The following is a 12,462-nucleotide window of genomic DNA, read 5'->3' on the forward strand; positions in this document are numbered from 1 at the left end:
TAAAATCATGAGTAAAAACAAAATTACCGTATTACTGGTAGAAGACGAACAGACGCTCGCCATGATCATCAAAGATACACTTGAAGAAAATGATTTTATCATTCATACGGCGAATGACGGCGAGGAAGGTCTAAGCCTTTTCTTCGAACTTCATCCGGATATACTTGTAGCTGATGTGATGATGCCGAAAATGGATGGCTTTGAAATGGTACGTCGCATCCGCCAGACGGATAAACAGACTCCTATCTTATTCCTGACTGCCCGTTCGACCATCAATGATGTGGTGGAGGGCTTTGAACTCGGAGCGAATGATTACCTGAAAAAACCTTTCGGTATACAAGAGCTGATTATCCGAATCAAAGCACTGATGGGAAAGGCTTTTCTCTTCACAGAGAATAAGGTTGCCAATCATTTTGAGATAGGAAGTTATCTGTTTGATCCTGTTGCACAAACTTTATTACACGCAGGAACGAGACAGGAACTCTCTCATCGTGAATCGGAAATCCTGAAACGGCTTTGCGAAAACCGGAATCAGGTAGTCAACACGCAGGATGTCTTGCTCGAACTTTGGGGAGATGACAGTTTTTTCAATTCCCGAAGCTTGCATGTGTTCATCACCAAATTGCGGCATAAACTCTCGCAAGATGAACAGATACGTATTGTCAATGTACGGGGAATCGGTTATAAACTGATTGTCAACTAAACTCTTTAACACCGCAAAGTGCCATGAATAAAAGACAGTTCACAGGATTTATGTTTTTACTTTGTACCTGTACCGCATTTGCGCAACAGGTGGAAGTGAAAAAGGATAGCATCGGCCGTGCGGTTCTTCTGCCACCGGAGCAAAAGCAGCCATTAAATATGGATAAGGAGGGCTTCATCTTACCCGATATGAATATAACGCCGAACGACAGGAAGCCAACCATTCAAACGGATAGCATGACGCTTCATATATTTCCTCCCGAATTTATGGATACTCCCTGGCCTACTCCCAGACTGGGTACTTCTTTCGATCCTTTCAGCCGCGACTATAATCGGTCGGATATTTTCGGGATCAATGCTAACAGCTATTTAAGTACGTATAGTTTGCATAATACGTATCCTACCATGGGGACGCATATTCAGGTAGGTGCCATTTATACGTATGCCCCTAATGAACGATGGGAGTTTTCAGGTGGGCTGTTCAGCGCCAAATATACAATGCCTTCTTTCAAACATGGCGCCAGAAATGATTTTGGTTTTAGCGGTTCGGCCGCTTACCGGATTAATAATTTTCTGCGTATACGGGCTTTTGGTGAATATTCTGTGAATGGTGAACGAAATGCTTCGCAGGGGTATCTCACTCCTATCTATCCGCAAAGCGGTTATGGCATGATTATTGAAATCAAGTTCAACGATTATATCGAACTCCATGGAGGCATGGAACGTTCATACAACCCGATGAAAAGGAAATGGGAGACGACTCCTGTCATTTATCCGGTGATTAAATTGAAAAGATAAGTTTTTTTCTAAGAAAACATAACGGAAGCGGATAGTCAGGTGGAAATTATCTATCTTTGTGGTAAATCAACCTTTACGAAGATGAAAAAACTGATTCTATTTCTTTCGCTGATATTATCGGTCGGTTTTGCATCCGCACAGTCGGAAATTCCTTCCGATAGTATTCGTCGTGCTCCATCTACCAATATCAAAGAGTTTGGTGGTTTTCTGCTGGATATGGGGTTAATGAACGTAGCAACTCCCGAACTTCCCAAGTTTAATTTAGATATGCCTAATATGACGAAAGATTATAATCAGCTCTTTCGTTTAAACACGGATATTACCTATTCTCAAGGATTCACTGACTCCTTTTCTTCATTTTCTTACTCCGGGTTTTCCGGTTGGGGATACGGATATGGTTGGGGATTGTCTTCTTCTCCACAGTTTATGCAGATGGGATCTTTCAAACTGAAAAACGGAATGAGAATCAATACTTACGGAGATTACAACAAGGATGGCTGGCGGGTGCCTAACCGCAGCGCTATGCCTTGGGAAAGAAATAATTTCCGGGGAGCGTTTGAACTGAAATCTGCTAATGGTAATTTCGGAATACGAATTGAGGTGCAGCAAGGAAGAAATACTCCTTATTAAATAATAATTAGGCACGGATTACACGAATTTCACGGTCTTTAGGGTTATCATTGCTGAAAAATAACCGCGTTAATCCGTGTAATCCGTGCCTAAAAAATAGCAATTAATTAGTGGCAGGTACTTATTAAAATCTGGAAAATCAGAAGGCTTTGTCTGCCGCACTGATTGCATTAGCTATACGGTCACACCACGAATCAAATTCCGGATCGAGTGTTTGAGTTTCCGGATGAGAAAGCATATAATGTACAGCTTGCCGCAATCCGTCCGCCATGGAGATATGGCATATAAAATCCGGGACAAGCCGCTTTATCTTCGAATTATCGAAAACAACCGTAGCTGCTTTATCTCCTAAGAGTTCCCCCCTGAAATCATAATGATCGCTATGTTTGGCAAGGAAATCGGATGCTACGTGCAATGCGTTCAAAGGTTTGCCTAACGCATCGGCGATTGTCTGGTAAATCTGGTTCCAGGTCATACTTTCATCGGTAGTGATATGAAAAGCGTTCCCAATGGCATGTGGATTCGCCATCAGTCCGACATAGCCTTTGGCAAAATCTTTGGAGTGAGTCAGTGTCCACAAAGAGGAACCATCGCCGGGAATAATGACAGGTTTGCCGTCAAGAATCCGTTTGAGAATCTGCCAGTTTCCGTTATCTCCATGTACGGCTACGGGAGGTTTGGTTCCGTTATAGGTATGGCTGGGACGAACGATGGTCACCGGAAAACCACTTGTCCGGTAGGCTGACATCAATACTTCTTCCGCTTCTATCTTGTTTCTGGAATACTGCCAGTAGGGATTGACCAGAGGGGTGCTTTCGGTAATGCGATAATCGGTCAATGGCTTTTGATAGGCAGAGGCACTGCTGATAAAGATGTATTGCCGCGTTTTATTCTGAAACAGGCGGATATCACGCTTTACGTCTTCTGCCGTATAACCGATGAATTGTGCAACCACATCGTAATGTTCAAGTGCGATGGCTTTTGCCACAGCTTCTTCATCATTAATATCTACAATGATACTGTGAATTCCTTCCGGCATTTTTTTTGAGCCGCGGTTAAGGAGAGTAATCTCCCACCCTCTCTGTTGCGCCAATGCAACTACATCTGTACTGATAGTACCCGTTCCTCCAATGAATAATGCTTTCATAAAACCTGTTTTTTATATTCTCCGGAGCAAATATATCAATTCCACGACTTACTTCCAGCAATCATTGCCATTTATTTTTCTGCCCGCAAGTTTATGTAGTATACAGATTACTGATTCTTGTACCCTTATTACTGATTTGCACAACGAAATAAAAAAGATACCTCCAAATGTTTTATCTTTGTATCAGATTAATAACAAAGCATATGGATGAAATAACAAAAATTGAAACCGTCGATCAGTATGACCAGTTGTTTGGACTGGAGACATTGCACCCTTTAGTTAATGTAATCGACTTCTCAAAAGCTACCAAGTCGGTTGAGTATATCCGTATGAACATCGGATTCTACTGTCTGTTCTTGAAAGATGCCAAATGCGGGGATCTCAAATACGGACGCAAGAATTACGATTATCAGGAAGGAACGGTTGTCTGCATGGCACCGGGACAAGTGAGCGGAATAGACAACCGTAACCGAACGGCTCCCCGTACCAAGTCGATTGGGGTTTTATTCCATCCCGATTTAATCCGTGGAACTTCATTAGGACAGAATATCAAAAACTATACTTTTTTCTCTTACGAGGTAAATGAAGCATTGCATCTTTCAGATCAGGAAAGAGAAATCGTAACCGATTGCATACATAAAATCCGGCTCGAACTGGAGCATACTATCGATAAGCATAGCAAGCAGCTCATTGTACGAAATATCGAACTGCTACTGGATTACTGTATGCGTTTCTACGAACGGCAGTTCATTACACGCAATCAGGCGAATAAAGATATAGTCGTTAAATTCGAGCAATTACTGGACGAATATTTCCAAAATCAGGTGGCAATGACCGAAGGACTGCCATCCGTGAAGTACTTTGCAGACAAGGCATGCCTCTCTCCTAATTATTTCGGGGACCTGATAAAGAAGGAAACCGGAAAAACTGCACAGGAATATATCCAGTGCCGGATTATCGAACTGGCCAAAGAAAGAATACTGGAAGGTGTTCAAACTGTCAGTCAGGTAGCTTATGAACTGGGATTTCAATATCCACAGCACTTCAGCCGGTTATTTAAAAAGCATGTCGGCTGCACCCCGAACGAATATAAACAAAAAAACTAGACGTATTTTAGATACAGGAGTCTCAACATCATGGGAGATAAAGTACTCAAAATAGGAACCGTGCATCAATGCAATTGTTGCCTGGGGAGTAAGACACTACACCCGCTGGTAAGTGTCATTGATCTCTCAAAGGCTGACTTGTCAGCTCATACGGGCATCAAGTTCGACTTTTATACGATTCTATTGAGTGAGTGTAAATGTGAAGCGTATATGTATGGTCACCAGTATTATGATTTTTCGGATGGTACTTTGCTCTGCCTTAGTCCCGGAGAGTCTATCAATATGAAGGAAAACAGTAAGAATTTTCCTTCCAAAGGATGGATATTGGCTTTTCATCCCGATCTGATTTGTGGTACTCCGCTCGGACTTAATATACATAACTATACTTTTTTCTCTTATCTGCCTGAAGAAGCATTACATATATCTTTGCGCGAGAAACAAATCATTCTGGAGTTTATGGATAAAATAAACCAGGAACTCGAACGTTGCATTGACCGCCATAGCAAAAAGATAGTTTCCAAGTATATAGAACTATTGCTGGATTACTGCGTCCGTTTCTACGAACGCCAATTCATTACACGTAATGAAGCGAATAAAACGATTATCAAACAATTCGATAAAATCATAAATAACCATTTCGAAACGAAACAGGTACCGACTGTCGATATACTTTCACATAAGTATTGTGCAAACCTGCTTCCATTTGTCTCCTGAATATTTCAACGACTTACTGAAGTACGAAACGGGGAAATCATTTAAAGAGTATATTGAATTCAAACGCTTCGAGATTGCTAAAGATTGGTTGGTAAATACTGATAAAACGATCAATCAGATAACGCAAGAGCTGGGTTTTCAGAATCCACAGTATTTCAGCCGGTTATTTAAGAAAATCACAGGTTGTTCTCCGAATGATTTCAGGATGCCTAATTGAAAGTATATGTAAAGGGATTAGAGGAGGATAAAGCCATCAAAAAGTCTTAATAAAAATTGAATTGGAATATCAAATTCTTAATCTATGTTATGAAACATACTTTTTTTCTTGGATTATTTGCTAAGTTGCCAAAAGTATGTACCTTTGCAATGTGTTTTTCATAGTATTAGATTTAAGGTTAACAAAGGTTGGAGCAAGGCGTTGCTCCTTTTTTTATGTCCATACGCTAGATACTCCTTTAAACATGGCATGACATTATCCCTTAATCACTGCCATTGGAGCCAGCTCTACCAACGGTTTCACCAAGTCCCGCTCATTCGCTATCACTTGCGCAATATCTTTATAAGCTCCCGGTGCTTCATCCAGTTCGTTCTGCGAACGAAGTCCGTGAATGATACCTTGCTGATCCATTCTTTCCTTCTCTTCATCCAGTGACAAACGGCGACAGGCATCCTTTCTTCCCATTAATCGACCTGCACCATGCGAACAGCTTTTGAAACTCTCCGGATTACCCAGTCCCTCAACAATATAGGATTTAGTACCCATAGATCCGGGGATAATACCGATCTCACCCTCATAGGCACGCGTAGCACCTTTTCGGTGTACAATCACATCCTGATCGAAGTGATTCTCCCAAGCGGCATAGTTATGGGCAATATTAATCATAGGTTCAAAGTCTGTTTCAGGTTTCACCGCTAGGATAGATTCACAGATACGGTTCATCATCAACTGACGGTTGGCAAAGGCAAAAGCCACACAATAATTCATTTCACGGAAATAATCCTTTGCCATCTGTGTCTCCATTGGCAGGTAAGCCAGTCCCGGTACCATTGCAGAATACCATTTCTCATTCCAATACTGTGCAACCTTATTATAGTGATTGGCAACCTTCAAACCAATGTTACGGCTTCCGGAATGAATCATCACCCAGACGTCAGATGTCTCTGTATCTTTCTGAATCTCAATAAAGTGATTTCCTCCTCCCAAGGTTCCCTATCTGCTTCAAACAAGCCTCGTACTGATTCTTCAAAACAGGCATCTCTTCAATGTCGAATCCTTGCGGAAGCAATTCCTGATCCTGCTTTTTATTCTGATGATCGAATCCCAAAGGAATAACTGCACGAATCTTCGACATAATGGAAGTCAAATCCGTATAACTAAAATCTTCCGCTTTTAGATTCGTTTTAATCGCACACATACCACAACCGATATCCACTCCCACAGCATTGGGAACAATCACGCCTTTGGTAGCCAACACACCACCAATAGGCATTCCTTTTCCCGCATGGGCATCAGGCATGATGGCAATATGTTTAAATGCAAAAGGCAGTGAAGTCAAATCCATGATCTGCGACATACAAGAGTCCTCTACTTCATCCAACCAAAGTTTAGCGGGTAAACGTGTTCCCATAATTACTTTTTCCATACATCTTTTCTTTTATCAATTCATATAAATTTCGTTATCGGGAGCAAAGTAAGAAGGGAAGTACGAAATCTATTTGCGCAGTTGATATTATTATTTATTTTTGTAGAAATAATCTATAACATCTATATATAGAACCTAATGAAGAAGATATTAATTATCGGTGCCAACGGATTCACCGGACGCCAGATTTTAAACGATTTGTCTGCTTGTAAACAATATAAGGTAACGGGCTGCTCCCTGCATCCGGATATTCTTCCCAATAACGCGGAGGATTATCGTTTCGTCGAAACAGATATACAGAATGAAGCGGACGTTAAGCGTCTCTTCAAAGAGGTTCAACCCGATGTAGTCATTAATTGCTCCGCCCTGTCCGTGCCGGACTATTGCGAAACGCATCACGAAGAAGCCTATCTTACCAATGTTACTGCAGTAGGCCAACTGGCTGATTTATGCGAAGAATACAAAAGCCGGTTCATTCATTTATCTACTGACTTTGTTTTTGATGGAAAGATAAACAAAGCTGCCGGACTGTTATACACAGAAGAAGATCTCCCTGCTCCGGTCAACTATTACGGATATACCAAATGGAAAGGAGAAGAGAGAGTGGCAGAAACTTGCAGCAGCTATGCCATTGTCCGTGTAGAAATTGTTTATGGCAAGGCACTGCCGGGACAACACGGTAATATTGTGCAGCTGGTAATGAACCGTTTGAAAGCCGGACAAGAAATACGTGTCGTGTCCGATCAATGGCGGACACCAACCTATGTTGGAGACGTTTCGGATGGAGTGCTACGTTTAATAGAACATACGACGAATGGCATCTTCCACATCTGTGGAGATGAATGTATGACCATTGCAGAGATTGCCTATCAGATAGCAGATTATATGAAACTCGACCGTTCTCTTATCCATCCTGCCACCACAGAAGAAATGAATGAAAGCACTCCCCGTCCCCGCTTCAGTGGCATGAGTATTGATAAAGCCCGGACAATGCTTGGATACAGGCCCAAAAAGTTAAAAGAGATTCTTACGAACTGGGATAATCTATAAGGGAAAGAGCACATAACCAACTTTTTACAACCATCTATCTCGTTCAGGATATTCCTTTCTCTCTTTCTCTTCATTTATTGCATATTTATTTTGAAAATATGCAATAAATAACTATCTTTGCACCAAATTCAAAAAAGACCAATGATGAATCAAACATTACAATTACATAACGCTACTCTTTTTCTTGCAGGAATACCAATTTTCTGTAAGTCCTGTTGCGTGCATGTGCATTGGTTCAGTGGATTCATCTAAATTTCCCAACTATTTCTTTACAGGAACTACCTGCTGACTTGTTTTGTTAGTCACAGCAGTATTCCTTTCTGATTTTCAAGTAGATGTAACATCTTCTTTGAAAATTCCTTTGTGTGTTGTCAATCATCAGTTTAACCTAACCCAAAATATATACAATTATGTTCTCTATTATATCTACCATGTTTTTAGGAATCGGCATCGGCTATGTATTGCGTAACTGGAGTATTCTACAGAAGACAGAAAAGACAATTTCTCTTACAATATTCCTGTTGCTCTTTATTCTCGGTGTATCTATCGGTTCTAATAGTCTGATTGTGAACAATCTTGGTAAGTTCGGATGGCAAGCCATTGTTCTTGCTGTGTCTGGTGTATTGGGAAGCCTGATTGCTGCCCGTTTGGTACTACAATTATTTTTCAGGAAAGGAGGCGAACAATGAAAGGAAGTCTGATCGTTATAGTATTCTTTTGTGTAGGCTGTATCATGGGAGCTTTCAATAAGTTCGAGTTTGATACACACACAGTTTCCATGTACATACTTTATGCATTAATGCTACAAGTAGGAATCAGCATCGGTTCCAATAAGAACCTGAAAGCCATTGTTTCACATTTGCACCCTAAAATGTTGCTGATTCCATTGGGAACGATTATCGGTACGCTGTTATTCTCCGCCCTGGCAAGTTTGCTATTGCGTCAATGGAGCGTGTTCGACTGTATGGCAGTGGGAAGTGGATTTGCCTACTATTCACTCTCTTCCATCCTTATCACCCAGTTCAAAGAACCCTCCATCGGACTGCAACTGGCTACGGAACTGGGAACCATTGCCCTGCTGACTAATATTTTCCGTGAGATGATGGCACTTCTTGGTACTCCGATCATCAAGAAGTACTTCGGGAAACTCGCTCCTATTTCAGCAGCAGGAGTCAACTCGATGGATGTACTGCTGCCTTCCATCACCAGATATTCAGGAAAAGAAATGATTCCCATCGCCATCCTGCACGGCATTCTGATTGACATCAGCGTTCCCGTTTTCGTTTCTTTCTTCTGTAATCTTTAACCCTGTCCGGGAATAATAACCTTATTTATTAATGCCCGGAAACAGCCAATACAAACTTTATATCAGCATAGGAGACAGCGTCTCCTAATGCTACCTTTATAGCGAATATTCCCATATATTCATGTTCATCCAAATACTTGCGAATCTTCGCTATATTTTCAGCTTTCACCACCTGCTCTACTTTGATCTTTCCCGAACGGACATAATGCTCCAGATGTCCGGCAATGGTTCCGGATACCAACTCACGAGCCTTGGCTATTTCATCTATATTCATTCCCTGACGGAACATTTCATAGCTAACCAACTTCGTATCTTTCTTCGCCTCCTTCTTTTTCTCCTTCTCCGCCTCTTTCTCCTGTTTCTCTGCCTCTTTCTGCAGTTTCGTCTTTCGTTGCCTTACCGTATCATCGCTATTACCGGAGGAGATTAACAGATCCGTTATCTCCGGCCTCTCCAATTGATTCTCCGCCATATACTTGCGGATAATACCGAGAATCTCAAGCCCGTATCTCTCTACTCCTTTCGCTCCAAAATAAGGTATCGCCTCCAAAGCTCTTGGACTATCCGGTAGCAGATTCACAATTCCCATCAATGCTTTCTGTTGCATAATCACATAAGCAGGAACATTCATCTCCCTTGTTTTGGCTGTTCTCCATTCAGACAGGGCACGATAAAGCTCCGGATGCAGAATATCCGTAGGAACCTCCACCTTTACCTTTTCAGCACTGCGTGTACGCTCTTTCCGTTCCTTACGTTCTTTCTTCTCCTTCAAAGCCTTCGAAGAACCGGAAGACGTAGAATCATCTTCAAGGCTCAACATTACTTTAGCCTTCAACTTCAAATAATCCGTAATAGCAAACCTCCCTCTTGTAGACACAGCTTCCAACAGAGACTCTTTAATCCACAACGCATCATCCAGCGCCTGCATACGCTCTGCCAACAGCTTTCTCAACTCTTTATTATCAAGAGGCATATTAGTCTTATTGTACAAAGCCCGAACCGGTTCCAACTCTTTATGAAAATATCCGGCACCGGAACGAATCCGCTCCTGTAATTCCTGATTCGTCGCATAATCTTCACTCTCATGTATCAACCGGGTATACTGATTGCGGAAACGTTGGGACACCTCCACAATCTTCTCTTTAACATGGGGAGCCAACGCCTTATATTCAGCCAACTGCTTCGGAAAGAGCTTATACAAATCCTCATCCATAAGACGAAGCAACCGTTTATAAGCCTGATCGATCGAATAGAAATTAAACAAATCACTCAACAAATCAAAGAAATACGCCTTTTGCATATCATTCAACTGCTGGCTGCCCGGCTTATTCTGCTCCACCGCTTTGGTGAAATTATCCACCGTAGCATCACTTATTATGGCTTCCCTGCGCAAAGGAGACTCCAACACCATACCCTCCAACGTCTTGCAACGACTCAAAGCCACATAAGTCTGCCCATGCGCAAAGGAATTCCGTGCATCAATAATGGCACGTTCAAACGTCAAACCCTGACTCTTATGTATTGTAATAGCCCACGCCAAACGAATAGGATACTGGCGGAACGTCCCTTCTATCACTTCAGTGATTTCCTTCGTCTCCTCATTCAACACATACTTATAATTCCCCCACTCTTCCGGCAACAACTGAAATTCGGATCTGTCTCCCTTACCACGCACCACAATACCCGTTTCATTAACCGCTACCACCTCACCAATCATACCGTTATAATACCGTTTCTCGGACGATGGATCATTCTTCAGGAACATAATCTGTGCTCCTTCCTTAATTGTCAGAAGTTTATCCGCAGGATACGAATATTCAGGAAAATCCCCCTCTATCTCGGCACTAAAATGATACGCCTTGCCGGGCAACGATGCCAGTTCGCGATCATTAACCCTTTGTGCCTGATTATTATGCGTCGTCAGACGAATATATCCCTCTTCTTTTTGCGGCTGAAAGCCGGGCTGATAACGACGGTTCAATTCATTCAACACTTCATCATCCGCCTTATTCTCCCGGATTTTATTTAATAAGGAAAGGAAGAACGTGTCACTCTGACGATATACTTTCTTGAGTTCAATCGTCATATATGCCGTTTCTTTCAAGGCATGACTTGCAAAGAAATAAGGAGTCTCATAATGCTTTCTCAACAACTCCCACTCATTATCTTTCACGACAGGCGCCAACTGTTGCAAATCGCCAATCATCAACAGTTGCACCCCACCAAAAGGTTTCTCTCTATCGCGATACCTCCGCAGAGTTGCATCCACCGCATCCAACAAATCGGCACGTACCATACTGATCTCATCAATAACCAGCAAATCCATACTACGGATAATATTCCGCTTTTCTTTACTGTAACGATAATGCGTCTGGGAAGAATTAAAGGTGGTTTCGGGCACAAAAGGAGCAAAAGACAACTGAAAGAAAGAATGAATCGTTACGCCTCCCGCATTGATGGCTGCAATCCCTGTCGGAGCCAATACGACCATGCGCTTGGGAGTATGTTCTTTCAATCGTCTAAGAAATGTCGTTTTCCCGGTTCCTGCTTTTCCGGTAAGAAATAAATGTGTGCCTGTATTTTCAATGAACTGCCAAGCAAGCTGCAGTTCCGGATTATTTTCCATGCTTTTTACAATTTTCGGTAAAGTTACTGAATATTCTTTTTCTTTCGTCTTGATACGAAAGAAAAAGAACCAAAAAGAAAGAATCAAGGCTGCGTTTTTCCGGCTACTCCGGTGCTTCCTCCGGCGTTAAAAAGGGCAGAAACTCGCTACGCTCAAACAGTCTGCCCTTTTTAACGCCGGAGAAAGCACCTGCGCTTGACGCCGGAAAAACGAGGCCGGAAGACCTGCGGCGTGAAAACCTTACAATGTGGAAAACTTTATTTACTAAAAACTCACTATATAAGAGAGGAATATAGAATAAAACTAATATAGCAAAAAGGATTTATAGAATAAAGACTTAACAAAATGAAAGTGAATGTAGCTAAAGTCCCAAATGAAAAGCTTAATAGAATAAAAAGCTAATAGAATGATAACCAATATAACCCTAGTAATATAAAGAGACTTATGAAAGATTCCCCCTTATAAAAAAGCTTTGCTATATAAAAGCCGCAGACGTTATACGACTTAATATAGCAAAGCAGAACAATATATAATAAAATTACAAACGATATAACAGCGACTCACCAAAACAATACCAAACATATCGCGCGTCTTCCCCGCAAACTCCTCCAAAACAGCTTCCCCACAAACCTACCCTACATCCTGCAATACCTATCCTGCACCCCACCCCGCCAGGTTCCCCGGCCTACTTTTTTCTCCGTCAGGCGAGCGCCCGTAACGGAGCGTTAAGAAGGGCAGAC

Annotated in this window: 9 protein-coding genes and 2 pseudogenes; 8 read left to right on the plus strand and 3 right to left on the minus strand. The window is 41.9% G+C overall.

Annotated elements, in window-relative coordinates; translation table 11 throughout:
- Window positions 1-7: 7 nt before the first annotated feature.
- From NXX38_RS19945 to NXX38_RS19955, 3 genes are all read left to right on the plus strand, one after another.
- Window positions 8-703 (plus strand): response regulator transcription factor, encoded by a 696-nt coding sequence (locus tag NXX38_RS19945; protein ID WP_217723252.1) that lies wholly within the window; start codon window positions 8-10, stop codon window positions 701-703.
- A gap of 23 nt (window positions 704-726) precedes the next feature.
- Window positions 727-1,500, plus strand: coding sequence for a hypothetical protein (locus NXX38_RS19950; protein ID WP_258980808.1), 774 nt, complete (start codon window positions 727-729; stop codon window positions 1,498-1,500).
- Window positions 1,501-1,581: 81 nt separating this feature from the next.
- Window positions 1,582-2,130, plus strand: a complete 549-nt coding sequence (locus tag NXX38_RS19955) for an occludin (protein ID WP_258980810.1) — start codon at window positions 1,582-1,584, stop codon at window positions 2,128-2,130.
- 139 nt (window positions 2,131-2,269) lie between these two features.
- On the opposite strand, the gene NXX38_RS19960 is transcribed toward NXX38_RS19955, so the two are convergent.
- The gene (locus tag NXX38_RS19960) at window positions 2,270-3,277 is read right to left on the minus strand and encodes an SDR family oxidoreductase (RefSeq protein WP_258980812.1); all 1,008 of its coding nucleotides are present in this window, start codon (window positions 3,275-3,277) and stop codon (window positions 2,270-2,272) included.
- A gap of 203 nt (window positions 3,278-3,480) precedes the next feature.
- On the opposite strand from NXX38_RS19960, the gene NXX38_RS19965 reads away from it, so the two are divergent.
- Window positions 3,481-4,383 (plus strand): AraC family transcriptional regulator, encoded by a 903-nt coding sequence (locus NXX38_RS19965; protein ID WP_074636059.1) that lies wholly within the window; start codon window positions 3,481-3,483, stop codon window positions 4,381-4,383.
- Window positions 4,384-4,413: 30 nt separating this feature from the next.
- A pseudogene (locus tag NXX38_RS19970) lies at window positions 4,414-5,314 on the plus strand (helix-turn-helix domain-containing protein).
- Window positions 5,315-5,569: 255 nt separating this feature from the next.
- On the opposite strand, the pseudogene NXX38_RS19975 reads toward NXX38_RS19970, so the two are convergent.
- Window positions 5,570-6,740 (minus strand): annotated as a pseudogene (locus NXX38_RS19975) (RtcB family protein).
- Window positions 6,741-6,878: 138 nt separating this feature from the next.
- Here NXX38_RS19975 and NXX38_RS19980 point away from each other — a divergent pair.
- The 3 genes from NXX38_RS19980 (at window position 6,879) to NXX38_RS19990 (ending at window position 9,096) form a co-directional block, all read left to right on the plus strand.
- Window positions 6,879-7,790 carry an SDR family oxidoreductase gene (locus NXX38_RS19980; RefSeq protein ID WP_258980816.1) on the plus strand — a complete coding sequence of 304 codons (912 nt, stop codon included), beginning with the start codon at window positions 6,879-6,881 and terminating at the stop codon, window positions 7,788-7,790.
- A gap of 410 nt (window positions 7,791-8,200) precedes the next feature.
- Window positions 8,201-8,479 carry a LysO family transporter gene (locus tag NXX38_RS19985; protein WP_004303461.1) on the plus strand — a complete coding sequence of 93 codons (279 nt, stop codon included), beginning with the start codon at window positions 8,201-8,203 and terminating at the stop codon, window positions 8,477-8,479.
- On the plus strand, window positions 8,476-9,096 hold the full coding sequence (locus tag NXX38_RS19990; RefSeq protein WP_004295766.1) for a lysine exporter LysO family protein: 621 nt from the start codon (window positions 8,476-8,478) through the stop codon (window positions 9,094-9,096). Before NXX38_RS19985 ends, NXX38_RS19990 begins: the two co-directional genes overlap by 4 nt.
- 28 nt (window positions 9,097-9,124) lie before the next feature.
- Here the strand turns inward: NXX38_RS19990 and NXX38_RS19995 are convergent, their stop codons facing one another.
- Window positions 9,125-11,722, minus strand: coding sequence for a helix-turn-helix domain-containing protein (locus NXX38_RS19995; RefSeq protein WP_258980818.1), 2,598 nt, complete (start codon window positions 11,720-11,722; stop codon window positions 9,125-9,127).
- Between the last annotated feature and the right edge of the window lie 740 nt (window positions 11,723-12,462).

The organism is Bacteroides sp. BFG-637, from assembly GCF_024793605.1.
GTDB lineage: Bacteria > Bacteroidota > Bacteroidia > Bacteroidales > Bacteroidaceae > Bacteroides > Bacteroides vicugnae.

Excerpts from the sequence above, each read along its gene's own strand:
- NXX38_RS19945 (WP_217723252.1), top strand. The coding sequence starts at position 8 with ATGAGTAAAAACAAAATTACCGTATTACTGGTAGAAGACGAACAGACG.
- NXX38_RS19950 (WP_258980808.1), top strand. The coding sequence starts at position 727 with ATGAATAAAAGACAGTTCACAGGATTTATGTTTTTACTTTGTACCTGT.
- NXX38_RS19955 (WP_258980810.1), top strand. The coding sequence starts at position 1,582 with ATGAAAAAACTGATTCTATTTCTTTCGCTGATATTATCGGTCGGTTTT.
- NXX38_RS19960 (WP_258980812.1), bottom strand. The coding sequence starts at position 3,277 with ATGAAAGCATTATTCATTGGAGGAACGGGTACTATCAGTACAGATGTA.
- NXX38_RS19965 (WP_074636059.1), top strand. The coding sequence starts at position 3,481 with ATGGATGAAATAACAAAAATTGAAACCGTCGATCAGTATGACCAGTTG.
- NXX38_RS19980 (WP_258980816.1), top strand. The coding sequence starts at position 6,879 with ATGAAGAAGATATTAATTATCGGTGCCAACGGATTCACCGGACGCCAG.
- NXX38_RS19985 (WP_004303461.1), top strand. The coding sequence starts at position 8,201 with ATGTTCTCTATTATATCTACCATGTTTTTAGGAATCGGCATCGGCTAT.
- NXX38_RS19990 (WP_004295766.1), top strand. The coding sequence starts at position 8,476 with ATGAAAGGAAGTCTGATCGTTATAGTATTCTTTTGTGTAGGCTGTATC.
- NXX38_RS19995 (WP_258980818.1), bottom strand. The coding sequence starts at position 11,722 with ATGGAAAATAATCCGGAACTGCAGCTTGCTTGGCAGTTCATTGAAAAT.